Annotated in this window: 24 protein-coding genes; 8 read left to right on the top strand and 16 right to left on the bottom strand. The window is 74.0% G+C overall.

The genetic code is table 11. The annotated features are described in order from the left end of the window. Nucleotides 1-90: 90 nt before the first annotated feature. Both ACFZAU_RS36185 and ACFZAU_RS36180 read left to right on the top strand, forming a co-directional pair. Nucleotides 91-264, top strand: coding sequence for a hypothetical protein (locus tag ACFZAU_RS36185; protein WP_499606727.1), 174 nt, complete (start codon nucleotides 91-93; stop codon nucleotides 262-264). An 88-nt stretch (nucleotides 265-352) separates the two neighbouring features. Continuing rightward, the gene (locus ACFZAU_RS36180) at nucleotides 353-937 is read left to right on the top strand and encodes a thioredoxin domain-containing protein (protein ID WP_500555693.1); all 585 of its coding nucleotides are present in this window, start codon (nucleotides 353-355) and stop codon (nucleotides 935-937) included. On the opposite strand, the gene ACFZAU_RS36175 is transcribed toward ACFZAU_RS36180, so the two are convergent. The 5 genes from ACFZAU_RS36175 to ACFZAU_RS36155 form a co-directional block, all read right to left on the bottom strand. Continuing rightward, on the bottom strand, nucleotides 900-1286 hold the full coding sequence (locus ACFZAU_RS36175) for a thioesterase family protein (protein WP_500555692.1): 387 nt from the start codon (nucleotides 1284-1286) through the stop codon (nucleotides 900-902). The two genes, ACFZAU_RS36180 and ACFZAU_RS36175, sit on opposite strands and share 38 nt — an antisense overlap. Before the next feature lie 120 nt (nucleotides 1287-1406). Continuing rightward, nucleotides 1407-1790 carry a DUF488 domain-containing protein gene (locus tag ACFZAU_RS36170; protein ID WP_500555691.1) on the bottom strand — a complete coding sequence of 128 codons (384 nt, stop codon included), beginning with the start codon at nucleotides 1788-1790 and terminating at the stop codon, nucleotides 1407-1409. A 76-nt stretch (nucleotides 1791-1866) separates the two neighbouring features. Beyond that, entirely contained in the window at nucleotides 1867-4278 is a 2412-nt protein-coding gene (locus ACFZAU_RS36165) for an ATP-binding SpoIIE family protein phosphatase (RefSeq protein ID WP_500555690.1), read from the bottom strand. A 209-nt stretch (nucleotides 4279-4487) separates the two neighbouring features. Next, the gene (gene murQ / locus ACFZAU_RS36160) at nucleotides 4488-5384 is read right to left on the bottom strand and encodes an N-acetylmuramic acid 6-phosphate etherase (protein ID WP_500555689.1); all 897 of its coding nucleotides are present in this window, start codon (nucleotides 5382-5384) and stop codon (nucleotides 4488-4490) included. Between the two features lie 58 nt (nucleotides 5385-5442). Beyond that, nucleotides 5443-6393, bottom strand: a complete 951-nt coding sequence (locus tag ACFZAU_RS36155) for a MurR/RpiR family transcriptional regulator (protein WP_500555688.1) — start codon at nucleotides 6391-6393, stop codon at nucleotides 5443-5445. A 204-nt stretch (nucleotides 6394-6597) separates the two neighbouring features. Between ACFZAU_RS36155 and ACFZAU_RS36150 the strand changes: the two genes are divergently transcribed. The 4 genes from ACFZAU_RS36150 to ACFZAU_RS36135 all read left to right on the top strand — a co-directional run bounded on the left by ACFZAU_RS36150 (nucleotide 6598) and on the right by ACFZAU_RS36135 (nucleotide 13355). Then, entirely contained in the window at nucleotides 6598-7593 is a 996-nt protein-coding gene (locus ACFZAU_RS36150) for an N-acetylglucosamine kinase (protein WP_500555687.1), read from the top strand. A gap of 8 nt (nucleotides 7594-7601) precedes the next feature. Further along, nucleotides 7602-9185 (top strand): sodium:solute symporter, encoded by a 1584-nt coding sequence (locus ACFZAU_RS36145; protein WP_500555686.1) that lies wholly within the window; start codon nucleotides 7602-7604, stop codon nucleotides 9183-9185. 89 nt (nucleotides 9186-9274) lie between these two features. Continuing rightward, on the top strand, nucleotides 9275-10453 hold the full coding sequence (locus tag ACFZAU_RS36140) for an anhydro-N-acetylmuramic acid kinase (RefSeq protein ID WP_500555685.1): 1179 nt from the start codon (nucleotides 9275-9277) through the stop codon (nucleotides 10451-10453). A 43-nt stretch (nucleotides 10454-10496) separates the two neighbouring features. Further along, nucleotides 10497-13355 (top strand): FAD-binding and (Fe-S)-binding domain-containing protein, encoded by a 2859-nt coding sequence (locus tag ACFZAU_RS36135; protein WP_500555684.1) that lies wholly within the window; start codon nucleotides 10497-10499, stop codon nucleotides 13353-13355. Nucleotides 13356-13368: 13 nt separating this feature from the next. Here the strand turns inward: ACFZAU_RS36135 and ACFZAU_RS36130 are convergent, their stop codons facing one another. Continuing rightward, on the bottom strand, nucleotides 13369-13908 hold the full coding sequence (locus tag ACFZAU_RS36130) for a precorrin-3B C(17)-methyltransferase (RefSeq protein ID WP_500555683.1): 540 nt from the start codon (nucleotides 13906-13908) through the stop codon (nucleotides 13369-13371). 74 nt (nucleotides 13909-13982) lie between these two features. After that, nucleotides 13983-15158 carry a serpin family protein gene (locus ACFZAU_RS36125; RefSeq protein WP_500555682.1) on the bottom strand — a complete coding sequence of 392 codons (1176 nt, stop codon included), beginning with the start codon at nucleotides 15156-15158 and terminating at the stop codon, nucleotides 13983-13985. A gap of 142 nt (nucleotides 15159-15300) precedes the next feature. Between ACFZAU_RS36125 and ACFZAU_RS36120 the strand changes: the two genes are divergently transcribed. Beyond that, nucleotides 15301-15519: a hypothetical protein gene (locus ACFZAU_RS36120; RefSeq protein ID WP_500555681.1), complete on the top strand. Its 219-nt coding sequence runs from the start codon at nucleotides 15301-15303 to the stop codon at nucleotides 15517-15519. A 34-nt stretch (nucleotides 15520-15553) separates the two neighbouring features. Here ACFZAU_RS36120 and ACFZAU_RS36115 read toward each other — a convergent pair whose 3' ends face one another. The 5 genes from ACFZAU_RS36115 to ACFZAU_RS36095 all read right to left on the bottom strand — a co-directional run bounded on the left by ACFZAU_RS36115 (nucleotide 15554) and on the right by ACFZAU_RS36095 (nucleotide 20101). Next, the gene (locus tag ACFZAU_RS36115) at nucleotides 15554-16018 is read right to left on the bottom strand and encodes an ATP-binding protein (RefSeq protein ID WP_500555680.1); all 465 of its coding nucleotides are present in this window, start codon (nucleotides 16016-16018) and stop codon (nucleotides 15554-15556) included. A 130-nt stretch (nucleotides 16019-16148) separates the two neighbouring features. Next, the gene (locus ACFZAU_RS36110; RefSeq protein ID WP_500555679.1) at nucleotides 16149-17201 is read right to left on the bottom strand and encodes a hypothetical protein; all 1053 of its coding nucleotides are present in this window, start codon (nucleotides 17199-17201) and stop codon (nucleotides 16149-16151) included. Nucleotides 17202-17569: 368 nt separating this feature from the next. After that, nucleotides 17570-19450, bottom strand: coding sequence for a transketolase (locus ACFZAU_RS36105; RefSeq protein WP_500555678.1), 1881 nt, complete (start codon nucleotides 19448-19450; stop codon nucleotides 17570-17572). 96 nt (nucleotides 19451-19546) lie between these two features. After that, nucleotides 19547-19714: a hypothetical protein gene (locus ACFZAU_RS36100; protein ID WP_499606743.1), complete on the bottom strand. Its 168-nt coding sequence runs from the start codon at nucleotides 19712-19714 to the stop codon at nucleotides 19547-19549. 30 nt (nucleotides 19715-19744) lie between these two features. Further along, nucleotides 19745-20101 carry a PRC-barrel domain-containing protein gene (locus ACFZAU_RS36095; protein ID WP_500555677.1) on the bottom strand — a complete coding sequence of 119 codons (357 nt, stop codon included), beginning with the start codon at nucleotides 20099-20101 and terminating at the stop codon, nucleotides 19745-19747. 221 nt (nucleotides 20102-20322) lie between these two features. Between ACFZAU_RS36095 and ACFZAU_RS36090 the strand changes: the two genes are divergently transcribed. After that, entirely contained in the window at nucleotides 20323-21735 is a 1413-nt protein-coding gene (locus ACFZAU_RS36090) for an RtcB family protein (protein WP_500555676.1), read from the top strand. Nucleotides 21736-21793: 58 nt separating this feature from the next. On the opposite strand, the gene ACFZAU_RS36085 is transcribed toward ACFZAU_RS36090, so the two are convergent. The 4 genes from ACFZAU_RS36085 to ACFZAU_RS36070 form a co-directional block, all read right to left on the bottom strand. Next, complete coding sequence (locus tag ACFZAU_RS36085; protein ID WP_499606746.1) at nucleotides 21794-22240, bottom strand: archease; 447 nt, start codon at nucleotides 22238-22240, stop codon at nucleotides 21794-21796. A 50-nt stretch (nucleotides 22241-22290) separates the two neighbouring features. Next, on the bottom strand, nucleotides 22291-23442 hold the full coding sequence (locus tag ACFZAU_RS36080; RefSeq protein WP_500555675.1) for a methyltransferase: 1152 nt from the start codon (nucleotides 23440-23442) through the stop codon (nucleotides 22291-22293). A 122-nt stretch (nucleotides 23443-23564) separates the two neighbouring features. Next, nucleotides 23565-24455 (bottom strand): SCO4651 family lipoprotein, encoded by an 891-nt coding sequence (locus ACFZAU_RS36075; protein WP_500555674.1) that lies wholly within the window; start codon nucleotides 24453-24455, stop codon nucleotides 23565-23567. 297 nt (nucleotides 24456-24752) lie between these two features. Then, nucleotides 24753-25301, bottom strand: a complete 549-nt coding sequence (locus tag ACFZAU_RS36070; protein WP_500555673.1) for a GNAT family N-acetyltransferase — start codon at nucleotides 25299-25301, stop codon at nucleotides 24753-24755. Nucleotides 25302-25889 lie beyond the last annotated feature (588 nt).

Raw genomic sequence — 25889 nt, 5'->3', positions numbered from 1 at the left:
CCGGCTCAGCAGCCGCGTCCGCGCCGCGCAGGTGGTTTCGACCACCGTCCCACGGGCACGCGGCCGGTGAGAGGTCGTGGAGGTGCCGGGATGAGCGCCGCAGAGAAGACGAAGGCGAAGATGGAGCAGGTCGTCGGGAAGACCGTGCGGAAGGCGGCCCACGCGATGCACAAGGAGAAGCTCGCCGCGAAGGGCGCCGCTCTGGAGACGCGCGGGAAGATGCGGGGCGCGAAGGAGAGCACCAAGGACGTCTTCAAGCACTGACCCCGCCGGCTCCGCACCCACGGGCGGCCGTCCGTGCCGGGGCCGTGACCAGGTCGTGCCGTCCGGCCGGGTGTGGGACGCTCGAAGTATGATCCCGGCGAACACGACGGGCGCCGGCGGCACCACCATGTACTACGGCGACCCGGACAGCGCCCACGACCTCCAGGTGTTCCTCGAACTGCGGGACCGCCCCAGCCACACCATGGCGGAGAACCTGCTCGGCACCATGCGGAGGACCGCCGACGAGGGCGGCACGGTCCTGAAGTTCCACTTCGCGGCGGAGATCGACGACACCGTGGGCGGCATCGGCTCACAGCGCGGGCTGAGCGCCCTCGCCGCGGCGAGCGACACGGGGCAGCGGCAGTTCATGGACTACCTGGCGGTGCTCCTCGCCGAGCAGCCGTTCCCGCCCGTGAACGACCGCTACGCCGAGACGCCGGTGCTGCTCTCGCTGGCCAGCCGGGTCGAGGCCCTGAGGTCCGCCGACTTCGACCGCAAGGTCACGGACGGCACCTACCTGAGCTGGGCCGGGGACGCGGTCGGCGGCTTCCGGTCCTTCGGCGTCGTGGGGACGCCCGTCGTCCAGTACGACGACGAGGTCGTTCCCGTGGTGTCGTTCGAGGGCGGCTCGGCGATCACCGCTCAGGAGTTCCTGGACCGTCTCCCGCGCTGAGCGCGGCAGCCAGAAAACGTTCCCGGTCGACGACGGCACGGTCGATCTCCCCCGTCGCGACGAGCCGGCCCGCGTCGTCCACGGCCCGTACGCGGAAGGTGAGGCGGCCGCCGGTGGGGGAGGGGGGAGGGTCCGCGGAGACGTCGACCTTGCCGCCGACCGGCGTGGCGCGGACGTGCTCGACGCGCAGCGCCGTCCCCACCGTCGTCTGGCCCGCCGCGGTGAAGGGCACCGCCGCGTGCACCGTCTCCGCCTCCATCCAGGCGATCAACTGCGGCGTGGACAGTACGGGTACGTCTCCGCTGCCCACCGTCGTCGCGGTGTCGGCCTCGGTCACTACGTGGCGCATGCCACCACGCTAGCGCGCGCTCCCGGCGCCGGTGGACGATCCGCACCGCCGGGGCGATCCGTCGGCGCATGTGGTGCCGGGGGCGATCCGGGGCGCTCTGCAGGACCCGGAGGTGACCGCCTAGCGCCGCGAGGATCCCGAGGACCCCTCGGAGTCCAGCCAGCCGGCGAGCACCGCGGCCTCACTGTGGTCGGCGTCCTTGGTGGCGGTGAGCAAGGTGACCTTGCCGTCACCGGCGAGGTCGCGCAGGTGCTCGACGGCCGGCCGGTGATCGGCGTCCTCCAGCTCGGCGAGGTACCGGTCGCGGAACTCGGGGAAGCGCTCGGTGTCGTGGTGGTACCAGCGGCGCAGGTCCGCCGACGGCGCCACGTCGCGGAGCCAGGCGTCCAGGTGGGCCCGTTCCTTGCTGACACCCCGGGGCCACAGCCGGTCGACGAGCACGCGCTTGCCCTCCTGCGGCGAGGCGTCCTCGTAGATCCGCCGGTAGCCGAACCGTCCGGCCATGGCCGTCGCCGCCTTCCCGGTGCCGCCGTACCCCCGCGATCTTCACTCTATCGGCGGTGCGCCGCCGCGGCCCGGCTCAGCCGGCCTGGTCCAGCTGCTGCTCCGACCAGATGATCTTCCCCCGTGCGGTGGGCCGGCTGCCCCAGCGGGTGGACAGCTGCGCCACCAGGAAGAGGCCGCGCCCGCCCTCGTCGAAGGTGCGTGCCCGGCGCAGGTGGGGGGCCGCGTTGCTGCCGTCGGTGACCTCGCAGATGAGGGAGCGGTCCTTGACCAGCCGCAGGCGGATGGGGGCGCGGCCGTGCCGCAGGGCGTTGGTGACCAGTTCGCTGACGATGAGTTCGGTGGCGAAGGCCCGGTCCTCCAGTCCCCAGTCGGCGAGTTTCGCGTTCACCTCGTCGCGCACCCTCGCGACGGCGGCGGGCTCGGCCGGCACGTCCCAGTGCGCGACGTCGGCGGCGTCCAGTGCGCGCGGACGTGCGACGAGGAGCGCGGCGTCGTCACTGCCGCCCTCGGGGAGCAGGGTGTCCATGATGTCCTGGCAGACCGCGGTGATCGAGGACGTCGCCGCGGCCAGGGACGCCTGGAGCCTGGCGATCCCCTCGTCGATGTCCCGCTGCCGTGACTTGACCAGTCCGTCGGTGAACAGGACGAGCATGCAGTCCTCGGGCAGGGTGATCTCGACCGACTCGAAGGGGAGCCCGCCCAGCCCCAGCGGCGGTCCCTCGGGGAGTTCCACCCGGTGGCTGGTGCCGTCCGCCAGCACCAGCAGGGGTTCCACGTGGGCGGCCCGGGCCATCCGGCACCGGCGCGAGACGGGGTCGTACACCGCGTAGAGGACCGAGGCCCCGACCTCCGGGTCGGGGGCGTCGGCCGCTCTCTCCTGGTCCAGCCGGTTCACGATGTCGTCGAGGCCGGTGAGCAGCTCCTCAGGGGGGAGGTCGACGTCGGCGAGGGTACGGACGACCGAGCGCAGGCGGCCCATCGTCGCGGCCGCCCGCACGCCGTGTCCCACGACGTCGCCCATGACCAGGGCGACGCGGGCGCCGGACAGCGGGATCACGTCGAACCAGTCGCCGCCCACCCCCGCCGCGAGGTCGGCGGGACGGTAGCCGTAGGCGGCGTCGACCGCGTTCTGGACGGGCGGCTCCCGGGGCAGCAGGCTCTGCTGCAGCGTCAGGGCCGTACTGTGCTCGCGCTGGAAGTTGCGGGCGTTGTCGATGGACATGGCCGTCGTGGCGGCGAGTTCCTCGGCGAGCAGCAGGTCGTCGGCGTCGAACCCGGGCCCGCGGCGCAGGAACGTCACCACGCCGAGGGTGCTGCCCCGGGCGGTCAGCGGGGCGCAGATGGCTCCGCCGCGCGCGTTCCGGTCGAAGCCGCCCTCCAGCTCGGCCCAGATCGCGGCCTCGTGCGGCAGGTCGACCCGTACGGCCCGGCGCTCGGACAGGGCGCGGCCGGGCAGCGACCGCCGGTCCACGACGTGCCAGCCGGGGGTGTCGCCGGGCCCGTCGCAGGGGAGGCGGTCCAGCCGGGGGAGTGGCCACTCACGGCCGCTCGCGGCCGCGAGCCGGACCTCCACCGGGTCGCGGGAGGTCGTGCCGCCCCCGAGTGCCTGGGGCAGCAGGTGCACCATGGCGACGTCGGCGAGGTCGGGCACCGCGAGGTCGGTGAGCTCATGAGCTGTGCTGCCGACGTCGAGGGAGAGCCCGATGCTCCGGCGGGCGTCGTTGAGCAGGATCAGCCGCCGGCGGGCCCAGTACTCCGCGGAGTTGTCCCGCGCCATGGAGCACAGCGCCACCACCGTGCCGCTCTCGTCCTGGAGGGGGTCCACGTGGATGGCCCATTGGCGGGGCCGCTTCTCCGCGGGCACCTGCTCGTGGGTGACGACGTACTGCGTGGTGCCGGTGTCACGGGCGCGGCGCAGCGCCTCCTCGACGGCGAAGTGCTGGCTGTCGGGGGTGAGGATCTCGGTGAGCCGGCGCCCGCGCATGGCGTCGACCTCGGCGTTGAACAGCCGGACCGTGCGCTCGTTGGCCCACAGCAGGCGCAGGCCGGGGGACCACACGACGATCGCCGCGGACGACTGGGACCAGGCGCGCTCCAGCATGGCGACGGTGCGGTCGGCCTCGTCGTTGCCGTCCTCGCCCGCCGCGGGGCCGGGCGGCCCGCTGACGAACCACACGGTGGAACGGCCGTCCGCGGACGCCGGCCGGATCATGATGTCCGCCTCGACCCGTCGCCCGGCCTTGTCCCGGAGCACCGTCCGGTCCGCCCAGCGGCGGGCGGCCAGGCCCGCCGCCAGGGTCCGGCGCGCGTCGCTGTCGACGAGGTCCAGCGCGGGCCGGCCGATCACCTCGTCGCGGCGGTAGCCGAGGATGCTCTCGGCTCCGGCGCTCCATCCGTCGACACGGCCCGCCGGGTCGACGGAGATGACCGCGCCCTGGTGCGCCGCCGGTCCTCCGTGTGCGTCCCCCGGTTCCGCTGCGTGCATGTCGGGATCGTCTCGTCCATGGCCGTGTGTGGGGGCGGCTCGCCTCCCCAGGGGGAAACTGCCGCGTAGTGCGGCAGATTCCCCCGATCGCCGAGCCCTACACGGCGGACTCGGTGACCGGGGGTGCGGACGGGGCGCCCGTGGCGTGGACCGTGCTTGACCGTCGTGACCGGACCGTCGTGCCCGGCCGCCGCCCGTGGCGGCCGGGATCAGGCCTGGCCGGCGGCGGTGCGGGTGTCGCCGTGGGCCTGCTCGATGCGCCGGGCGGCGTCCTCCGCGGTGCTGCCGGTGAGCAGCATGACGATGGCGGTCTTGGCGTGGCCGCCCGCGGCGTCCAGGGCCTCGGCCGCGGTGTCGGGGTCGGCGCCGGTGGCCTGGACGACCATGCGCCGTGCCCGGTCGACGAGCTTCTTGTTGGTGGCCCGCACGTCCACCATGAGGTTCCCGTAGACCTTGCCGAGGCGGACCATCGACGCGGTGGAGAGCATGTTGCAGACCATCTTCTCGGCGGTGCCGCCCTTGAGCCGGGTGGAGCCGGTGAGGATCTCCGGGCCGGTGGGCACCTCGATCGGGATGTCGGCGTAGCGGCTGACGAGCGCGTCGCTGTTGCAGGCCACCGAGACGGTCACGGCACCGCGCTTCGCGGCGTGCTGGAGGCCGCCGATGACGTACGGGGTACGGCCGCTCGCGGCGAGGCCGACGACGGTGTCCCGCTCGTCGATGCCGATCTCGTCGAGGTCGGCGACGGCCCGGGCGGGCTCGTCCTCGGCGCCCTCGACCGCGACGATGAAGGCGCCGGGGCCACCGGAGAGCAGGCCCACGACCTGCTCGGGCGCGGTGCCGAAGGTCGGCGGGCACTCGACGGCGTCGAGCAGGCCGATGCGCCCGCTGGTGCCGGCGCCGAGGTAGACCAGCCGGCCGCCGCGGCGCAGGGACTCGGTGATCGCCTCGACGGCGGTGCCGATCTCGGGGAGGGCCTCGCGGACGGCGAGGGCGACGGTCTGGTCCTCGGCGTTCATCACGGTCAGGAGCTCGGAGACCGGCATGCGGTCCAGTTCGGCGGTCCGCTCGTTGCGGGTCTCGGTGCCGAGTGTGCTGAGGTCCACGGCGCGGTCGTCCTTTCGGTGGTGCTGGTGGTGCGGGGGTGTGGTGCGGGGCCGGCGGTCAGTCTTCGGCCGGTGTGCGGCGCTGGGGCTGCGGGCGCCTGCGGCGTTGCACGGCCCCGTAGGTCTTCTGCAGCGCCGCGGTCGTGGCGTCGTAGGAGCGCTGGGCGACGCCGACGAACAGGCAGTCGATCACGGCGAGCTGGGCGATCCGGCTGACGGTGGCGCCGGAGCGGAAGGGGGTCTCGCGGGCGCAGGTGGCGAGCACCAGGTCGGCGCTGTCGGCCAGCGTGGAGCCCGGGACGTTGGTCAGGGCGATGGTGGTGGCGCCGCGTTCCGCGGCGGCCTGCAGGGGCTCGACGGTGTCCTCGGTCTCCCCGGAGTGGGAGATCGCCAGGGCCACGTCGCCGGGGCCGAGGAGGGCGGTGGCGGTCAGGGCCGCGTGGCGGTCCGTCCAGATGAACGCCATGTGCCCGATGCGGTGCAGCTTCTGGTGCAGGTCCTGGCCGACGAAGGCGCTGGCGCCGATGCCGAAGATGTCCACGCGCCGGGCGCCCGCGACGGCGTCGACGGCCCGGCCGAGCGCCTCGACGTCCAGCGCGGCCCCGGAGTCCTCCAGGGCGCGGACCTCGTTGTAGACGATCTTGTGGACGATCTGTTCGAGGGTGTCGGTGGCGCTGATGTCGGTGCCCGGGGTCGGGCGCTCGCCGCCGAGGGCGTGCTCGCGGGCGGCGGCCGCGGCCAGTGCGAGCCGCAGCTGCGGGTAGTTGCCCAGCTTCATCGTCCGGCAGAAGCGCATCACGGTGGCGACCGAGGTGCTGGCCCGCTCGGCGAGGGCGCTGATGGACAGCTCCGACGCCTGGGCCGGATCGGCCAGGACGGCCTCCGCCACCCGCCGCTCGGAGGGCGCCAGGCCAGGCATGGCCGCGCGGACCCGGGCCAGGATGTCGCCGCCGGCGGCGGTCTCCTGTGCCGGCGGCGCGGAGGCGGGGGTCGGGTCCTGGGAGGCCATGGATGGGTTCCCTCCTGAGTGGGTGGCGTCAGCGTAACCACGTCCGTCGGCGGCGTCAAAAATTTACGTGATGCATTTCGTGAAGTTACTTATTGACATACGGACGTCTGCCTTCCGATACTCGCTGCACCGCGATCCGCGCCGGTCACCGCCGACCGTGACCACCCGAGGTGCCGGATCCCGTACGACACGAGGGCGTGCCGCATGACAGCAGCAGTGGCTGTGGACCTGGGGAAGACGGGCTGCCGTGCCGTGCTCGTCGGCACGGACGGCACCGCCGGCCCCGTCCACGAGGTCCCGGGGGCACCCGGGCTCGCTGCCGAGGGCGGTGTCGAGGCCGCGCGTGCCGCGGTGCGCGCCGCCGTCCTGCCGCTGATCGAGGGGCACGCCCCCGGCCGGCTCGCCGCCGTCTGCGTCGGCGCCGCCGGAGCGGCCGCGGCCCCCGAGGCCGCCCGCACCCTGGCAGGACTGCTGCTGCGGGACCTGCCCGCCGACGAGGTCGCCGTCACCAGCGACGCCGTCACCGCCCACGCGGGCGCCCTCGGCGGCCGTACGGGCGTGGTACTGGCCATCGGCACCGGCTCGGTCGCCATCGGCATCGGCGAGGACGGCTCGTACGCCCGCGTCGACGGCTGGGGCCCCTGGCTCGGCGACGAGGGCAGCGGCGCGTGGATCGGGGTGACCGGCCTGCGGGCCGCACTGCGCGCCCACGACGGCCGCGGCCAGGCCACCGCCCTGCTGGCCGCCGCCACCCGGCGCTTCGGCGACCCGGACACCCTGCCCGCGGCCCTCGCCGGCGGCGGCAACCCCGCCCGCACCGCGGCCTCCTTCGCCCCGGACGTGGCCGCGGCGGCCGCCGCCGGCGACCCCGTCGCCGGGGAGATCGTCCGGGACGCCGCCACCGCACTCGGCGAGGCCGTCCTCGCCGCCGCCGCCCGGATCGGCGGCGAGGTCCTGCCCGTCACCGTCACCGGCGGGCTGACCGGCCTCGGTGAACCGCTCATGGCGCCGCTGCGTACGGCGCTCGAGGCCTCCCCGCGACCGCTGGACCCGCGGCCCCCGCTCGGGGACCCGCTGGACGGCGCGCGCCTGCTGGCACGGGACGCCACCGTGCCGCACGAACCCCACGTCGTCCGAGTCCGCCGGGCGACGTCACCCACTGTCCCCACCGCGCCGGTGATCCCGCCGGCTGTTGCTTAGGAGCGAGCGTGCGTCAACTCGACCTCGTCGTGATCGTCGTCTACCTGGTCGCGATCGCCTGGATCGGACTGCGACTGGCCGGACGGCAGAAGACGGCGAAGGACTACTTCGTCGGCGAAGGGCACATGCCCTGGTGGACCGTCTCCTTCTCCGTGGTGGCCACCGAGACCAGCGTGCTGACCGTCATCAGCGTGCCCGGCGGTGCCTACAGCGGGCAGGGCTTCGGCAACGTCGAACTCGCCCTCGGCTACGTCATCGGCCGCGTGGTCGTCGCCACCGTGCTGATCCCCCTGTACAAGCGCGGCGGGTTCGTCAGCGCCTACCAGTACCTGGGCAACAGATTCGGGTTGAAGCTGCAAGGGCTCGCCTCGGTGACGTTCGTCTTCACCCGCCTCCTCGCCGAGGGCGTCCGCCTGTTCGCCTCCGCGATCCCGATCAAGCTGCTGCTCGACGAGTTCGGCGTGAACGCGAGCTACCGCGTGATCATCATCGTCCTCACGCTGATCACCGTCGTCTACACCTACCTCGGCGGCATCAAGGCGGTCATCTGGACCGACGCCATCCAGATGGGCCTCTACCTCGGCGGCGCCATCCTCGCCATCGCCGTGCTCTCCGGCCACGTCGGCACCAGCGGCTTCTCCGACGCCCTGCACTCGGGCCACTTCAAGCTGTTCGACACCAACTTCGACCTCGCGCACATCCTCACCAGCCCGTTCGCCCTGCCGACCGCGATCATCGGCGGCGCCATCTTCGCGATGGCCAGCCACGGTTCCGACCAGCTGATCGTCCAGCGCGTCCTGGCCACCCGCTCCCTGCGCGACGGCCAGAAGGCCATGATCGCCTCCGGCGTCTTCGTCACCCTCCAGTTCGCCGCCTTCTCGCTCGTCGGCGCCCTGCTGTGGTCGTACAACAAGGGCAAGAGCTTCGCCGACCTGGGCCTGCACAGCTCCGACAACCTCTACCCGAACTTCATCCTGCACGGGCTGCCCGTGGTGATCTCCGGCCTGCTCGTGGCCGGCATCCTCGGCGCCGCGATGGGCTCCCTGTCCTCCGCGCTGAACTCCATGTCCAACTCGACCGTCGCCGACATCATCCACAGCTTCTTCCGCAGCACCCCCTCGGAGGAGTCGCTGCTCAAGCTCGCCCGGGTGATGACGCTGGTGTGGGCCGTGCTCATGGCGGTCTTCGCGTGCGCCTTCAGCACCAGCACCGGCAACGTGTACATCACCGGACTGACCATCGCGGGCTACACCTACGGCGCGCTGCTCGGCGCCTTCCTGCTCGGCCGGATCGTCAGGCGCGCCAACGAGGTCGACGCGGTCGTCGCGTTCCTGGTCACGGTCGGCGTGATGACCTACATCGTGCGCTCGGTGAAGATCGACGTCACCGTGGCGGGCGCGACGGTGCCGACCGCCATCGCCGCCCAGTGGCTGGTGCCGATCGGCGTGGTGATCACCCTGGTCATCGGCGGTGTGATGAGCCTGTTCCACAAGGCCCCCGAGGTCCGCGAGGTGCACGAGGTCGAGCTGACCGACGGCGGACCGGAGTCCGGCTCCGGACCGGGTCGCGTCGCGGCGGGCGCCGGCGCCTGATGAGGACTCCCGGGGTGGGGGCCGCCGACGGGCGGCCTCTACCCCGGGGCACCACACGACCGCCCCGCACACAAGAGTTGGGAGAAGCCATGCGCGTGATCGGCCTGATGTCGGGCACCTCGTACGACGCCATCGAGGCGGCCGCCGCCGACCTCACCCTGGACGGCGAGACCCTGCACATGCGGCCGCTCGGCCACCTGTCCGTCCCCTACGAGGACGACCTGCGGGACCTCATCGGCGCGACACTGCCGCCCGCGACGACGACCACCCAGGACGTGTGCGCCCTGGACACCGGCATCGGCCGGGCCTTCGCGGACGCCGCGGCACGCGCCCTCGACGAGCTGTGCGGCGGTGCCGCCGACCTCGTCGTCTCCCACGGCCAGACGATGCACCACTGGGTCGAGGACGGCACCGTCCGCGGCACCCTCCAACTCGGCCAGCCGGCCTGGATCGCCGAGGCCACCGGACTGCCGGTGGTGTCCGACCTGCGCAGCAGGGACGTGGCAGCGGGCGGCCAGGGTGCCCCGCTGGTCGGGATGACCGACACCCTCCTGCTGCGCGGGCTGCCCGGGGTGCCGGCCGCGCTCAACCTCGGCGGCATCGCCAACATCACCGTCGTCGCCCCCGGCGCCGAACCGCTGGCCTTCGACACCGGCCCCGCCAACGCCCTGCTGGACGCGGCCGTACGCCACTTCACCGACGGCGCCGCCGCCTACGACGAGGACGGCCGCCGCGCGGCCGCCGGGCGCACCAGCCCCGACCTGCTCGAGGTCCTCCTCGACGACCCCTACTACCGCAGGCCCGCGCCGAAGAGCACCGGCAAGGAACTCTTCCACCTGCCCTACCTGCAGCGGGCGCTGGCCGCCGTGCCCACGCCCGGCACCGACGACGTCCTCGCCACCCTGACCAGGCTCACCGCCGTCACCGTCGCCGACGCCTGCCGGGCGCAGGGGGTCACCAGCCTCGTCGTCTCCGGCGGCGGTGCCCGCAACCCCGTCCTGATGCGCATGATCGGCGAGGAACTGCCCGGCGTGACGCTGCGTCCCAGCGACGAGCTGGGCCTGCCCTCCGACGCCAAGGAGGCCCTCGCCTTCGCCGTGCTCGGCTTCCTCACCGTCAACGGCCTGCCCGGCACCCTCACCTCGGGCACCGGAGCCCGCCGCGCCACGGTCCTGGGGAGCATCACCCCCGGCCTGGCACCGCTGCGCCTGCCCGAACCCGCCGCACATGCGCCCCGCCTGCTGCGGATCACCGGCCCCGTCCGCTGACCGCCGCGTGCCCCCGCGTCGTACCGTCGTCACCCGAGGAACCATGAGCACCCCCTCCGCCACCCCCGCCGGCACGTCCCGCACCGCCGACCCCGGCCCGGCCGCGTGGGCGGCCGACTGCGTCGCCGACCCCTCCCGGGTCTCCACCGACGTGCCCCGCAGGGTCGCGGCCGCCCACGACGCCTCCCCGTACCTCTTCACACCGCAGGCCGTGGTGCGCGCCGCCTCCGCCACCGAGGTCGGCGCGCTCATGGCCGGCGCGCACCGGACCGGGATGCCGCTGACGCTGCGCTCCGGCGGCACGAGCCTGGCGGGACAGGCCGGCGGCGACGGCGTCCTGGTGGACGTCCGCACGCACTGGCGCTCCGCCGAAGTCCTCGACGACGGCCTGCGCATCCGCCTCCAGCCGGGACTCACCGTGCGCCAGGCCAACGCCCGGCTCGCCCGCCACGGACGCCGCCTCGGCCCCGACCCGGCCAGCGAGAGCGCCTGCACCATCGGCGGGCTGGTCGCCAACAACTCCAGCGGCATGAACTGCGGCACCCAGGACAACGCCTACCGCACCATGGAGTCGTTGCAGTTCGTGCTGCCCTCGGGCACCGTCGTCGACACCGCCGCCCCCGACGCGGACGCCGCGCTGCGCGCCCACGAGCCGGACCTCCACGCCGGGCTGCTCCGGCTGCGCGACCGGGTCCGCGGCTCCGCCGCCTCACGCGCCACCATCGAGCGGCTGTTCGCGATGAAGAACACCATGGGCTACGGGCTCAACTCGTTCCTCGACCACACCGACCCCGCCGACATCCTCGCCCACCTGATGATCGGCAGCGAGGGCACCCTCGGCTTCGTCGCGGAGGCCGTCTTCCGTACCGTCCCCCTGCTGCCGCACGCCGCCACCGGCCTGCTGATCATGCCTGGCCCGGCCGAGGCGACCGACGCCCTGCCCGCGCTGCTGGCCGCCGGCGCCCGCACCGCCGAACTCCTCGACGCCGCCTCACTGCGCGTCGCCCAGCAGGCCGCCGACCCCGTCGAGGAACTGCGCGGGCTGCGGGTGGAACGCCACGCCGCCCTGCTGGTGGAGTTCGCCGAGGACAGCGCCGAAGCGCTGGACGCCACGGTGGCCGCCGCCCGTCCCGTCCTGGACCGGCTGCCCGCGGTCACCGGCTCCGCGCTCACCCGCGACGCCGCCGTGCGCGGCCGCCTCTGGCACCTGCGCAAGGGCCTCTACACGGCCGTCGCCGGCGCACGTCCCGCCGGGACGACCGCGCTCCTGGAGGACATCGCGGTGCCCATGGAGCGGCTGACCGGCACCTGCGAGGGCCTGATCGGCCTGTTCGACCGGTACGGCTACCAGGACGCCGTCATCTTCGGCCACGCCCGCGACGGCAACCTGCACTTCATGCTCACCCAGGACTTCGACACCCCCGCCGAGACCGAGCGCTACGCCCGCTTCACCGACGCCATGGTCGACCTCGTCCTGGACGCCGGCGGCACCCTGAAGGCCGAACACGGCACCGGCCGTGCCATGGCCCCCTTCGTCCACCGCCAGTACGGCGACGAACTCTACGACGTCATGCGCGAGTTGAAGCGGCTCTGCGACCCCCACGACGTCCTCAGCCCGGGCGTCCTGCTGACCGACGACCCGGCCGCGCACCTGCGGGACCTCAAGAGCGTCCCCCCGGTCGACCCCGCCGTCGACGCCTGCGTGGAATGCGGCTACTGCGAGCCCGTCTGCCCGACCGCCGACGTCACGACCACGCCCCGGCAGCGCATCGCCCTGCAGCGCGAGATCGCGCTGGCCACCGCCGCCGGCGACGAGGAACGCCGCCGCGCCCTGGAGGCGGACTACGCCTACGCGGCCGTCGACAGTTGTGCGGCCGACAGCCTGTGCGTCACGGCCTGCCCCGTCACGATCGACACCGGCGCGGTCATGAAGCGCCTGCGCGCACAGCGCCACAGCCCCACCGCCCAGCGCCTCGGCAAAACCACCGCCCGGCACTGGGGGAGCGCCGTCACCTCGGTGCGCGCCGCCCTCAACACCGCCCACGTCCTGCCCACCCCGGTCGCCCGCGCCGCGACCGGCGCGGCCCGCAGACTGGGGGCGACGGAACTGGTGCCCACCTGGTCCGGCGACATCCCGCGCGGCGGCCCGGCCCGCCCGGCGCCGCGGCACCCCGAAGGCGCGCGGGCGGTGTTCTTCGCCGCCTGCATCGGCAGCGTCTTCGCCCCCGAAGGGGACTCCGGTGGCGCGGCGGCCGCCTTCCTGCGGCTGTGCGAACGCGCCGGCGTCCAGGTCACCGTCCCGGACGGGCTGACCGGGCTGTGCTGCGGCACACCCTGGCAGTCCAAGGGCTACACCGACGGGCACCGCACCATGGCCGGCCGGACCCTGGAGGTCCTGTGGGAGGCCAGCGACGGCGGGCGGCTGCCGGTCGTGTGCGACGCCTCCTCCTGCACCCACGGGCTCGAGCAACTGGCCGACGCCCTGCCGGAGTCCGAGCGTGCCCGCTACTCGGCCCTGCGGTTCGTCGACAGCGTCGCCTTCACGGCCGAGCACCTGCTGCCCGCGCTGCCCGCCCCGCGCCGCATGGGCAGCATGGCGCTGCACCCCACGTGCTCCACCGTCCACCTGGGCATCGACGCGGCCCTCCGCCAGGTGGCGGCCGCGGTCAGCGAAAAGGTCACCGTCCCCGACAACTGGGGCTGCTGCGCCTTCGCCGGGGACCGCGGCCTGCTCCACCCGGAGGTCACCGGGTCCGCGACGGCCGCCCAGGCGGCGGAGATCACCGCCGGCGCGTTCGACGCGTACGCCTCCTGCAACCGCACCTGCGAGATGGGCATGAGCCGCGCCACCGGCCGCCCCTACCGGCACGTCCTGGAGCTGCTGGACGAGGCGACCGCCTGACGCGGCGGACGGGTCAGTGCCCGCCGGGTCCCGGCAGGCACGACCCGTCCGCGGTGCGCCCGACCACCTCGGCGTGCGCCTTCCCCGCGCCGTCGACGCCGCCGTTGACGCACACACGCCCCTCGCCGCCGCCGACCAGCACGTCGCGGAGCGGGTCGAAGCGGCCGCCCTGCACCTCGATCCGGGAGGCAGGCAGCGCCGGCGCCCGGGCCGCCGTGGCGCGCAGGGCGTCCTGCGAGGTCCCGGAGGCCGCGAGCCCGGTCAGGGCCGCCGCCGGCGCCTCGGCCTTCGGCGCCCCCTGCCGCCGCTGCTCCTCGGTGATCGGCAGGGCGCTGCGGAACGCGTGGTTCTCCGCCACCCGCTGGTTCCAGTCGACGGTGACGCACGGAGAGGGCTCCGCCGGCTGCGCCTGCGGCGGCGGGCAGAGACCCTTCCCCGAGCGGTCCCGGCCCCCGGCCCGCGGATCGGCGGCCGGATCGGCGCACCCCGCGACGGTGACCGCGAGCAGGACCAGCCCCAGCGCGCCGGCCATCCGGCGGTGCACGTCCGTCATGTCGCGACCATGCCACCCCGCCGCACGGCGCGGTCGCCTTGGGCGTACCCGAGCGTGTGGATCGTCGCGGCGCGTCACGTCGTCCCGTCGGCGTCGGCCGCGTGCGACGCGTCCCAGTCGGGGAGGTCCGCGTTCACCCAGCCCGCGTTGAGCACCAGGCGAGAGGTCCGGTGGAGCGTCAGGAAGCCGATCGGCCCGAGGAACTCGACCTCCACGCACTTCGCCGAGTACGGGGGCGGCATGCCCGCCCCCACGGCGCCGAACGCCGTGACCGCGGCGGAGCGGTAGCCCTGCGCGCCGAAGGAGGCCGCCACCGTCTGCCCGGCGGCGCCCACCGCCAGCGGCTCGCCGCTGATCCCGGGGAAGTGGCCGCGCGAGCCGTCCGTGGCGGAAGCCAGCCCGAACAGCCCCGCGTGATCCAGCAGATCGTGGTGCGCCGTCACCTCGAACGGTGCCGTGGCGACCGACAGGAACGGCCTGCGGTTGGAGCCGCGCACCCGGGACACCAGGACCCCGGGCCCGGGCTCCCCGTACGGAAGCCGGTCACCCGGGACGGCCGGGTACGCGCGCCGCAGCGCGCCCACTCCCGCCGCCAGCACCTCGCCGCCGGGCACGCCCGCCTCGCCGCGCAGCAGGTGGACGTCGATCCCGCCATTGCCCAGCACCTTCAGCACCGTCACCCGGCCGCAGGGAGCGTCCAGCACCTCGGTGCGGTCCAGCAACGCGGTGGTCCGGTACAGCACACCTCCGTGGTCCTCGAACGGCCGCAGCCAGTCCGTCCTGACGGTCAGCGCGCCCGCCAGCACCAGCTCGGTGTCCTCGTCGAAGGGGATCGGCATCCGGGGGACCAGGCCGCCGGAACGCTTGTCGGCCCAGGCGTCCAGCGCCGCGCGGTCGGCGGCGACGTCGCCGCTCAGCACCCCGTGCGCGCCCGGCGGCAACGCGACGGCCCACCCCGGCTCCAGCGGTAGCGCCGCGCTGCTCCACAGCCCGATCGCGGAGGCCACGCCCGGCAGTTCGTCGAGGCGTGCCAGCAGCCGCCCCGCGGCCTCGGCCGCCTCAGCGGCTCCGACGCCCGTCGCCCGCTCGAGTTCGTCCCGGGCCGCGCCGTCCGCCCCCGCCGCCAGCAGGGCCAGCAGCGGCCACACCCCCGCGGCGGAGAACACCGTCTCGTCGCCCTGCCGCAGTGCCCTGCCCGCCCACCCCTCGGTCAGCGCGTTGACCGCGCGGACCGTCGTCGCGTCTCCCATGCCCGTGATCCTGACAGCGCGGTCTCCGCACGCCAACCGGGTTTCCCGAAGGCTCAGATGAGGCTCAAGCGGGAGGGACACGCCGCTGTTCCGCGGCTACCATCCAGGTCACAAGGCTGATGTCGCACGGGGGAGAGCTGCTGTGGTCGAATTCGGGATCCTCTTGTTCCTGCTGGTGTCCTTCGTGGCGTTCCTGGTCGTCAAGCTCCTGCGCCGCGGCTACCGCCGCACGGAGAACGTGGACGGCCTCCTCATCGAGCAGGCCCGCCGCGAGCAGGCCCACGCCGACCGCTGGACGTACAACTCGGCGACCGTGCACAACGCTCCGCTCACCCACTCCACGGACCCGTTCCACCCCTGACCCGCGGTCGGCCCTCGTCCACGACGGCGGGGCCTCAGCGTGCCGGCTCACCACCGGCATCGGTACCGGAGCCGGCACCGGCATCGCCCGGGTTCCGAACAGGCGGCGTGAAGCACGCCGTTATGGTCTTGCCGTGGTGCTGGGAGTGCGTCTGCCAGCTGTCGGCGAGACCGTCCACGAGGGCGAGGCCGCGCCCGCCGGTGGCGTCCTCGTCGGCGTCGCGGGGGACGGGCACCCGGTCGTCGTCATCGTGGACGCTGACGTGCAGGCACCGGCTGTCCCAGGTCAGGACGACCTCGGCGTCGCTGTGCGCGTGGACGTGCGCGTTCGTGATGAGCTCCGACACGGCCAGCAGGATGTCGTCGACCGTGCCCGGCGCGTCCTCCGTCCAGTCCAGGGCGGCGAGATGGTCCCGCGTCCACCGGCGGCCGGCGCGCACCCCGCCCGACACGGGGAACGACCGCGCCCAGCCGACGGCCTTCAGTGACGAGTCGGCCATCGCAGTGCTCCCTTCTGCTCCTTGACGGCAGGAGTACGCCTACCCCGCCTGCGCCCCCGCACCCGCCCTGCGCACGGACGGCGCGGATCCCCGCCGCGGTGCCGCGGCGGGGACCTCGTGGAGCCGCGGGTCAGACGGCGGCGCGGGTGCGCTGCTTGGCGGCGCTGATGACGTCGGCACGCCGGCGGTGCTGGCGCTCGTAGTCCATGGTCTGCCGGGCCAGCAGCGGTTCGGCGCCCCGCAGCCGGGCGGTGATCTGGTCCGGGCTCATGGTGTCGTAGCCGGGCCAGGGCTGGTTGCCGCGCAGGTTCTCGATGGCGTTCAGGACCCCGACCCGGTCGCCGTGTTCGCGCTCGTAGTCCTCGATCATGGAGAGGTCCGCCTGCGAGAACAGGCGCAGCCGCTGGATGATCTCGGCGACCGGGAGCCGGTCGTAGTCCGCGAGCGGCAGGTCGATGGTGCCGGCCATCGGGGCGTGGGCCGCCGGGGCCTTGCCCGCCGGGCGCGGGGCGTCGGCCGCGGGCCGGGGCGCGGACCCGCCGCCGCCCGCCCAGACCGCCTGCAGCCGTTGGGCGGTGGTGCGCAGCGTGCGCACGGCGGCGTCGGCGATCCCGGCCGCGCCGTGGGGGCGCCGGCCGTCGCCGGCCGCCGTCGTGGCCAGGGCCAGCGCCTGTTCCTCGACGCTGGACTCCAGTTCGCGCAGCAGTTGCTCGTCCTGCCGGCGCAGCGTGGTCAGCAGAGCGGCGGCGCGGTCGTCCTGGGCGAGGGTGGCGATGCTCTCGCCGGCGCGGCAGGCGGCGAGCGCCCGCGCCGTGGCGGTGTACTCGTCCTCGGTGTTCCTCAACTGCTGGTGCTCGTCGGGGTGCGCCCCTCCGGGCAGGACGCCGCGGACCATGCGGGCGCCGATGTGCAGGGGTGCCATCGCGGTGTGGAACGCGCCCGCCGACGCGGTCCTGACCATCTCGCCGGTGTCGCGCAGCAGGTGGCGCGGGCGCATGTCACGGACGTGGGTCTCGATGCGGGCGATGTGGTGCTGGGTCTGGGCGGCATGACGTTCCAGGGTCTGCCGATGGGGACCGGCGGGGGTGACGGCCATGTCGGCCCGGAACCGGTCGACCACCGCGGCGTGTGCCTCCCGCACATCCTCGAGCGCGGGTATGAGCGCATCCGTCGTCAATGTCATGCCTGCTCCCTTATGGGGTTCGTGGGGGCCGCGAAGGCCGCCCTCGCGTGCGGCTGCGCCGCCGGGTGGGCGGGCACCGGCACCAGCGTGGGCGACGCGGATGAAGATCGCCCGGCGAGCGGACACGGGACGGGGGCGTGTGCAGCTGCCCGGCGCCGGTCCCGGAGGACGGCCGGGGGGGCGCCCCGGCGAGCAGGCCGGTTAGCCCGTCCAGGTGACGGGCCGCGCCGCGTCCACCGACCGCACGACGTGTGTGCGCGCCCCGTGTGCGACGGACCGCGGGCGGGGGCCGGCCGCGGGCACACGGCGGCGGCCGCCGTCACACAGGTGACGGCGGCCGCCGGTGCGCGTACCGGACGTGCCCCGGCTCAGCCGGAGACCAGCCGCTTCGCGGCCTCGGCGATGTGGGTGCGGGAGATCCCGGCGGCGTCCATGAGTTCCTCCGCCGTGCCCGATCCGGGCAGGTCACGGACGGCCAGGTGCGCGAAGGCGGGCCCCTGGTGCCGTGCGGCGAGGGCGGAGAGCACGGCCTCGCCCAGGCCACCCTCCGGGTGGTGGTCCTCGGCGACGACCAGGGCACCGGTGTCGCGGGCGGCGCGGGCGAGGGCGTCGGCGTCCACGGGCTTGACCGAGTACAGGTCGATCACCCGGGCCGTGACGCCCTCGGCGGCCAGCGCGTCGGCCGCGGCCAGGCACTCGTGCAGCGTGACCCCGGCCCCGATCAGGGTGACCTCGTCGTCCCCGGACTGCCGCAGGGTCTTGGAACCGCCGACCGGGAAGGACTCGTCGGGCCCGTACAGGACGGGGTACGCCCCGCGCGTGGTGCGCAGGTAGGAGATGCCCTCGAGGTCCGCCTGGGCGGCCGTCAGCGCGGCGGCGGACGTGGCGTCGCTCGGGTACAGCACCGTGGATCCGTGGACCGCGCGCATCATCGACAGGTCCTCCACGCCCATCTGCGACGGCCCGTCCGCGCCGATCTCCACACCGCAGTGGCTGCCCGAAAGCGCCATCGAGATCTGCGAGATGGCCGCCATGCGGATGAAGTCGTGCGCCCGGGTGAGGAAGGCCGCGAACGTCGCGGCGTACGGACGGTAGCCGCGCACGGCCATGCCCACGGCCGAGGCGATCATCTGCTGCTCGGCGATGTACGTCTCGAAGTACCGCTCGGGGTAGGCCTTGCCGAAGTCCTCCGCGTGCGTGGAGTTGCCGACCTCGGCGTCCAGGACCACGACGTCGGGGCGGGCGCCGACGGCGACGAGCGCCTTGCCGAAGGCGACCCGGGTGGCGACGGCCTCGCCCATCCGGAACTGCGGCAGCTCCACGGGGGTCGTCGCGGTCATCGGCGGGCGCGGGGCGGCCTCGGGCGGCAGCGGCCCGCGGACGGTCAGGTGGCGCACGCCGCCGAGTTCCTCGATGGCGTGCTCGGCGAGGTCCGGCGGCAGCGGCTTGCCGTGCCAGCCCTCGTGGTCGGCGACCTCCGGGACACCCTGCCCCTTGACGGTCCTGGCCACGATGACGGTGGGCGCTTGCGCGTCCGCCGCAGTGGCCAGCGCCCGGTCGACGGCCTGGAGGTCGTGCCCGTCGACGACGAGCGCGCGGCAGCCGAAGGCCTCGACACGGCGGGCGTACGCCTCGGTGTCCCACTGCAGTTCGGTGGGGCCGCGCTGCCCGAGCCGGTTGACGTCGACGATCGCGACGAAGTTGGGCAGTCGCCGCTGACCCGCCTTGTCCAGGGCCTCCCACACCGAGCCCTCGGCCATCTCGCTGTCGCCGCACAACACCCACACCCGGTACGGCTCGTGCTCCAGGTCGCGGCCCGCCGTGGCGATGCCCACGCCGTAGGCGATGCCCTGGCCCAGCGATCCCGTGGCCACGTCCACCCACGGCAGTACGGGGGTGGGGTGGCCCTGGAGGCGTGCCCCGAAGGTGCGGTACGTCGTCATGAGCTCGTGCTCGTCGACGGCGCCCGCGGCGTGGAACATCGCGTAGAGCAGGGGTGAGGCGTGTCCCTTGGAGAAGATCAGGTGGTCGTTGGCCGGGTTCTCGGGCTTTCGCCAGTCGTACTTCAGATGACGCGCCATCAGAACGGCCATCAGGTCGGCGGCGGACAGACTGGAGGTGGGGTGGCCCGAGCCGGCCGCGGTGCTGGCCCGCACGGAGTCCACACGGAGCTGCTGGGCGAGTTCGAAGACCTGTTCCAGGTCGGTGTCCGGCCCGATCGGGCGGGCGGCGGCTTTCTGGTCCGTCATGACGGATTCCCTCTTCGCACGGAGGACTCTTCGTACCTGGTGCCTGCTACCCACCGGTTCGCGACGCACTCGCCCGTATCGGCCGGGTCCCCGGCGTCAGCGCAGCGGTCCGCGGCGCGAACGCCGCCACCTGACGCCGACGAGGACGAGGTCGAGCACGAGCACGACGATGCCGATGACCAGCAGGTAGAGAAGACCCTCGGCGACCACGCCGATCAGCCCCAGGACCACGGCCACCAGGAGCAGGAACAGGAAGAGCGCCACGGCCGGAACACCTCCTTGGCGCGAGGGTCGTCAGCGCCGGGCGAGCTTCCGTTCGCCTCCGGCGCTCGGGTGGTAGGCCATGTCGTAGTACTGGAAGATCTCCCCTTCCTGCTCGACGGGCAGGACGTCGTCCGTCCCGATGGACGGAGCCTTCCTCACCAGCCCCCTGGACTGGGCGACCTGGACGTAACCGGGCCCGACGACCGCCTCGTCGAGGGGCACGAAAACCAGTCGGTGCCGAGTGGGCAGCCCGGTGCGCACCGTCGCCATGGCGGGCTCGTCGGTGGCGGTGTCGACGTAGACCGCCTCCAGCGCGCCGATCTTGTGCCCCTTGGGGTCGATGACGTCACGGTCGCGCCACTCGCGGATGTCGGCTGAATGGATCATGAGCTGCTCCTCGGTGGAGCGCCGGACTGGCGCCGTGGCCCCCGGCGCGGGCGCACCGGGACCGCCCTGGCCGGGCCGTCGCAGGTGGATGCGTTCCTGCTCGTTTTCTCATGCTACGTCCGTCATCCGGATCCGGCCGGGGCTCCGTTTACCGGCGCCCGCCCCGGCAACGCGACCCACAGGGGGCGTGTTCGCCCGCCGACCGGGCCCTGGAGGCCGTGATGGACGTCGTGGAAGAGGATCCCTACCGGTTCCGCATCGGCCGGCGCGCCCGGATGCGCGTCCCCGGTGTCGTGTTCGCCTCCCGCGACCTGCTGGGCCACGCCGGGAAGGCGCTGGAACAGGTCGTCAACGTCGCGACGCTGCCCGGCATCGTCACGGCCTCGTACGCCATGCCGGACGTCCACTGGGGCTACGGCTTCCCGATCGGCGGGGTCGCCGCGACCGACGTCGCCGACGGCGGCGTGGTCTCCCCGGGCGGGGTGGGCTTCGACATCTCCTGCGGCGTACGGCTGCTGGCCGCCGACTGCGACCGCGAGGCGGTCGGGCCCGCCCTGCCCGCGATCATGGACGGGCTCGGCCAGGACACCCCGCGCGGCGCCGTCACCGGGGCCGTCTGGCACCTCGGCAGCGACCGCCTGCTGGAACGGGTGCTGGCGGGCGGGTCCCGCTACGCCGTGGAGGAGGGCCACGGCGAGGACGGCGACCTGCGGCGCTGCGAGGACGGCGGCACCGTAGCCGACGCCGACACCGGCGGAGTCGGCGCGCGTGCCCGTGAACGCGGCCTCGGACAGGTCGGCAGCCTCGGTTCCGGCAACCACTTCCTCGAGGTGCAGGAGGTCGCCGAGGTCTACGACGCGCCGGTCGCCGCCGCCTTCGGCCTCGCGCCCGGCCAGGTCTGCGTGATGATCCACTGCGGCTCCCGCGGGCTGGGGCACCAGATCTGCTCCGACCACGTGCGGGCGATGGACCGGGCGATGCGGCGGTACGGCATCGACGTCCCCGACCGGCAGCTCGCCTGCGCCCCGGCCGACTCGCCCGAGGGCCGCGCCTACCTCGGCGCGATGGCCGCCGCCGCCAACTACGCCCGGGCCAACCGCCAGCTCCTGGGCGAGCTGTCCCGCCGCGTCTTCCGCCGCGAGGCGGGGGTCCGTCTCACGCTCGTCTACGACGTGTCCCACAACCTGGCGAAGATCGAGGAGCACGAGGTGGACGGGGTGCCCCGCACCCTGTGCGTCCACCGCAAGGGCGCCACCCTGGCGCTCCCGCCCGGCCACCCGGACCTGCCCGCCGACCTGCGCGGCGTCGGCCAGCCCGTGCTCATCCCCGGCACCATGGGCACCTGCTCGTACGTCCTCACCGGCGTTCCCCGCGGCGACGCCTTCCACTCGACCTGCCACGGCGCCGGCCGGGAGAAGAGCCGGCACCAGGCCGCGCGCGGAGTCAGCGGCAGGGAGCTGCGGGCCCGGCTGGAGGCCCGCGGGATCGCGGTGCGCGCCTCGTCCTGGCGCGGGCTCGCCGAGGAGACACCCGAGGCCTACAAGGACGTCTCGGCGGTGGTCGAGGCGAGCGAGGGCGCCGGACTGTGCCGCAGGGTCGTCCGGCTGGTGCCCCTGGGCGTGGTCAAGGGATAGCCCCGCGGGACGGTACGCCGCGCGGGACCGCGGGCCGGATCCGGCCCCGGACGCCTGCTCAGACGTCGACCGTCGCCGCGCAGGACCACCCGTACGGGCCCGGCGCCAGGTGCAGTTCGCCCAGCGAGACCGCCTTCGGAACGGCTCCGATGACCTCGACCGACCGGACGTCGGCCACCGCCATCCGCACGTCCAGCCCGCCGTCGTCCGACTCGGCCTCGACGTCGACGGGCACCTCCCCGTGCACCTCGAGCCGGAAGATGACCTCGTCGAGGAGGTCCGCCAGCAGATCGTCGTCGGGGGCCTCCGCCACCGGTATCCGCCGCACGCAGGCTGGACGTACCCCCGAGATGTCCGCGAAGCACTCGACCAGCCCCAGTACCGCCTCGACCAGGCACTGCTCCCGGGTCGGCCCCCACGCCTCGATCCGCACGTCGGCGGTGTGCGGCACCGCACGGTGCCCGCCCGCCTCCGCTCCTCCGCCGCCGTACGTCTCGTCCACCATGAGGAGCGTCTGCCCGGTCCGGGCCGCCTCAAGGGTCCCGCGGCCCGGTGTCAGCGCCTCACGGCCCGCAGGACCACGAACTTCGGATTGGACGCGACGACCTCGCAGTTCCCGAAGAGCCGCCGCAGGCGCACGTGGTAGCCGAGGTGCCGGTTGCCGACGACCAGCAGCTCACCGCCGGGCCGCAGCGTGGACCGGGCGGTGACGAACATGCGCTGGGCCGTCGCGGCCGTGACCGCCTGGTGGGAGTGGAACGGCGGGTTGTTGAGGACGAGGTCGGCCCCGTCCGACCCCAGCGCCGCCACGGCGTCGGCGGCGTCCCCGGCCAGGAACCGGGCCCTGCCCCCGGGCCCGGCGATCTCGCGGAAGGTCTCCTCGGCGGAGGCGACGGCCTGGTGCGACTCGTCGACGAACAGCACCTCGCTGCCGGGGTTCGCCAGTGCCACCGCCGTCCCCACCACCCCGTTGCCGCAGCCCAGGTCGAGCACCCGGTCCTGGCCCTCGCGCTTCGGCAGGTGCTCGAGCAGGAAGCGGGTGCCGATGTCCAGGTGGTCGGCGCAGAACACCCCCGCGTGGTTGGTGACGGTACGGCCGGACAGCGGGCCGATGCCGTCGGGCAGCGCGTACCGCAGCGGCCACGGGTTCGCCCCGCGGGCCGCCGCCGGATCGGGGGTGCTGTGGATCAGCCGCGCCTTGCGCACCGCGAGCGAGGTCCTGGTCGGCCCGACGATCCGCTCGAACAGCCGCAGCGTGGACGTGTGGATCTCGGTGACCATGCCCGTGCCCAGGACGACGGTGCCGGGATGCAGCGCGGGCGCCAGCCGGTGCAGTTGGTCCTCCAGCAGCGCCAGGCTCTTCGGCACCCGGACCAGCAGCACGTCGATGCGGGCGGGCGGCTCGTCACGCGTGGTCAGCAACCGCGCCCGGGCGTCCGGCACATTGCGCCGCAGGTTCTCCAGTGTGGCCTGCTGCCCGAGGTGGGAGTCCGTGATCTGCGTGGGACGGTGCGCGGCCAGCGCCGTCGTCAGCGCCCCCCAGCGGTCGCCCAGGACGACGATCGTGCCGGTCAGATCCGTCCCGTTCTCGGCGAGGTGCCGCAGGAGGTACTCGTCCGAGGCGTCCCACGCCCGCAGCGTCTCCCGCGGCTCCGCGGGGAATCGGGTCAGTTCGAGTGCGCCCCACGGCGTGCTGAAGAGGTTCATCGCCCCCTCAGGGTACGGGCTGCCCGCACCGCCCAGGGCTCCCGGCCCGGGGGCCCTGGGCGGTGCGGCGGGCCGGCCGGTGGGTGCGAGCGGTCGCCGCGCACCCACCGGCGCGAGGGGGATCAGCCCTGGGCGGCGCTCTTCAGGATCTCGGCGAACGTGGTGACATCCTTGGCCGGGGGCGCCTTGACGGTGGAGGTCGCGCTGTAGCCGGAGTACACGATCGTCACCTTGGACGGGCCCTTGGCCGTCTTGCCGGACTCCACGGTCTTGACCGCGAGGCCGTCGGCGCCGATCCACGCCTCGATCGCGACGGTCTTCTTGAGGCCGGTGGTGTCCAGTTCCTTGACGTAGGCGTCGCGCTCGTCCTTGCTGATGAGCTCGAGGACCGAGGTGTCCGCCGCCAGCTTCTCGATGTCCACCGTGCCCGTGTAGTGGGTCGCCGCGGTGCCCGAGACCTGCTCCTCGCCGGCCTTGGCGAGGTCCGCCGCGGTCGACAGCGCGGCGAGGCTCGCGGCGGGGCCGTGCGGCAGGTCGTTGGCCGGGTTGTCCTTCGCGGAGGCGCCGTCGAGCTTGAGCCACTTCTTGCCGGGCGCGACCTCGGCCATCTCCCCCTCGACCGAGAGGTAGACGCTGCCGTCCGCCATCGTCATGTGGACCTTGCCGTCGGGGCCGGCCATGTCCCGCAGGTCGGCGTCCGACCCGGCGTCCATGCTCAGCTCGGCCCCCTCGGAGCCCTTCTTCCAGCTCAGGGTGCCCTCGCCCTTGGTGTTGCCGTCGGCCGGGTCCACGGAGTCGACGGTGACCTTCGCGGAAGCCTGCTCCTCCACCGCCTTGGCGGCGTTCCGCAGCGCGTCGACCGGGGAGACCTCCTTCTGCTCCGCCGGCTCGGCGGCGGAGCTCTGGGACGACGCGGCCTTCGGTGCGTCCTTCGTGGAGTCGCCGCAGGCCGCGAGACCGAGTGCGAGGGTGCCGGTCGCAGCGGTGATCGCCACAAGTCGACGAATGCGCATGAAAAGTTCCCCTACAAAGTAAAATTTTTACAATGATCGACGGCCCTGAACGATACAACAGCCCTCGGACACCTGAGCGAGCAGCCTGCGCGGTGTGACCGGGGCACGGCTGAGATCCGCCCGTGCGGGGCGACATCACCGGTCAGGACCTGTTACCGACGCTGTTCGCGGCCGCCGTCCCCAGGTGGACGCCGACGGGGGTCCGGCAGATCAGGCCGGTGGCCTTCGATCCCGGTGACCCACGGCCTCCTGGCCGCCGCGCTCGGTTCGCGGCGGGCGCCGCAGCCCGGAGCCGCGTCAGGCGATCGTGATCCGGTAGCGCCGTACGGCGGCCGATCCGGCCTCCCCGGCACCTTCGCCCTCGCCTTCGCCCTCGCCTCCGACTTCGAGGACGCCACCGTTGCGCTCGATCGTCCGCGCGGAGGCGGTGTTGTCGGCCTCGCAGACGACGAGGACCCGGTCCAGCCCGAGGCGGCGGGCCTCGCCGACCATGCGCCCCAGGGCCCAGGTGGCCAGTCCGCGGCGGCGCGAGGACGGCCGGACGCCGTAGCCGATGTGCCCGTACCGCTGCACGTGGTCCGCCGGCCCCAGCCGCAAGGCGATGCCGCCGTGCACGCGGTCGCCCTCGACGATCCACCGGTACGTACAGCCGTGCCCCGCGGCCACCGCCTCCGGCTCCGCCTGCGCGGCCAGCACCGCGACCCAGGCCGCGAACCCGTCCGGCGTGCCGACCTCGTCGGACGGCCCCAGCCCGAAGCCGTCCTCGTGCTGGCCGGGACCCCACTCGCGGTGCGCCTCGAGCCAGGCGGAGCGCAGGCGGGCACTGGGCGCGATGAGTTCGGGCATGCGGCGACGATATCCAGGGACGGACGTCGAACGGATGTCCGCACCGGGGTGGGACCACCGCCCGACCCTCTGCTGTCACACACCGATGATGAACGGTGGCTCCGGCCGTCCCGCCTCCGCTCTCCCCCGGCACGATCACCGGCCTACGGCTGAAGCCGTCCCGCCTGAGCAGCGAGAAGCCGGCGCGCTGTGGTCACCGCCTCAACGCGGCCGATGGCGGCCTGGAGGACAACCGTGCAGACGACGGCGGCCCCGAAGGCGGGGGCCACCACCGAGTGGTTCGGCGAGGACGGCCACCAGGAAGCAGAAGGCGGCGAAACAGTAGACCCGGGGTCCGACAGCGGGCCCAGGGCCTGTTATGGAAGTCTTGGTCGTGTGGGGTCTGGCAGCGATGGGGCGTCGTTGTCAGTGGTGCTGTGCATGAGCGGGGCGTCAGCTCCTCGCGGAGGTGGGGAAACGCCATGCCGATCACAAACAGCAGCTACTGAACTTGAATGAGTCTTTCCCGGTAAGCACCCGTCACTCGTTGTGATCGCTACCCCTTGCGCTGCGGCCTGCGTGGTCCCCAAGTCCAGGCAGGCGTAAGGC

The sequence above is a fragment of the Streptomyces sp. NPDC008238 genome (assembly GCF_042956445.1).
Lineage (GTDB): Bacteria > Actinomycetota > Actinomycetes > Streptomycetales > Streptomycetaceae > Actinacidiphila.
The sequence above is the reverse complement of the archived record's forward strand: the minus strand, read 5'-3'. Positions and strand labels throughout refer to the sequence as shown.

Coding starts and splice junctions, on each gene's coding strand:
- ACFZAU_RS36105 (WP_500555678.1), bottom strand. CDS start 19,450: ATGACGGACCAGAAAGCCGCCGCCCGCCCGATCGGGCCGGACACCGAC.
- ACFZAU_RS36135 (WP_500555684.1), top strand. CDS start 10,497: ATGAGCACCCCCTCCGCCACCCCCGCCGGCACGTCCCGCACCGCCGAC.
- ACFZAU_RS36130 (WP_500555683.1), bottom strand. CDS start 13,908: ATGACGGACGTGCACCGCCGGATGGCCGGCGCGCTGGGGCTGGTCCTG.
- ACFZAU_RS36175 (WP_500555692.1), bottom strand. CDS start 1,286: ATGCGCCACGTAGTGACCGAGGCCGACACCGCGACGACGGTGGGCAGC.
- ACFZAU_RS36080 (WP_500555675.1), bottom strand. CDS start 23,442: ATGAACCTCTTCAGCACGCCGTGGGGCGCACTCGAACTGACCCGATTC.
- ACFZAU_RS36110 (WP_500555679.1), bottom strand. CDS start 17,201: ATGACATTGACGACGGATGCGCTCATACCCGCGCTCGAGGATGTGCGG.
- ACFZAU_RS36115 (WP_500555680.1), bottom strand. CDS start 16,018: ATGGCCGACTCGTCACTGAAGGCCGTCGGCTGGGCGCGGTCGTTCCCC.
- ACFZAU_RS36125 (WP_500555682.1), bottom strand. CDS start 15,158: ATGGGAGACGCGACGACGGTCCGCGCGGTCAACGCGCTGACCGAGGGG.
- ACFZAU_RS36070 (WP_500555673.1), bottom strand. CDS start 25,301: ATGCCCGAACTCATCGCGCCCAGTGCCCGCCTGCGCTCCGCCTGGCTC.
- ACFZAU_RS36165 (WP_500555690.1), bottom strand. CDS start 4,278: ATGCACGCAGCGGAACCGGGGGACGCACACGGAGGACCGGCGGCGCAC.
- ACFZAU_RS36185 (WP_499606727.1), top strand. CDS start 91: ATGAGCGCCGCAGAGAAGACGAAGGCGAAGATGGAGCAGGTCGTCGGG.
- ACFZAU_RS36170 (WP_500555691.1), bottom strand. CDS start 1,790: ATGGCCGGACGGTTCGGCTACCGGCGGATCTACGAGGACGCCTCGCCG.
- ACFZAU_RS36085 (WP_499606746.1), bottom strand. CDS start 22,240: ATGGTGGACGAGACGTACGGCGGCGGAGGAGCGGAGGCGGGCGGGCAC.
- ACFZAU_RS36075 (WP_500555674.1), bottom strand. CDS start 24,455: ATGCGCATTCGTCGACTTGTGGCGATCACCGCTGCGACCGGCACCCTC.
- ACFZAU_RS36180 (WP_500555693.1), top strand. CDS start 353: ATGATCCCGGCGAACACGACGGGCGCCGGCGGCACCACCATGTACTAC.
- ACFZAU_RS36140 (WP_500555685.1), top strand. CDS start 9,275: ATGCGCGTGATCGGCCTGATGTCGGGCACCTCGTACGACGCCATCGAG.
- ACFZAU_RS36095 (WP_500555677.1), bottom strand. CDS start 20,101: ATGATCCATTCAGCCGACATCCGCGAGTGGCGCGACCGTGACGTCATC.
- ACFZAU_RS36155 (WP_500555688.1), bottom strand. CDS start 6,393: ATGGCCTCCCAGGACCCGACCCCCGCCTCCGCGCCGCCGGCACAGGAG.
- ACFZAU_RS36150 (WP_500555687.1), top strand. CDS start 6,598: ATGACAGCAGCAGTGGCTGTGGACCTGGGGAAGACGGGCTGCCGTGCC.
- ACFZAU_RS36090 (WP_500555676.1), top strand. CDS start 20,323: ATGGACGTCGTGGAAGAGGATCCCTACCGGTTCCGCATCGGCCGGCGC.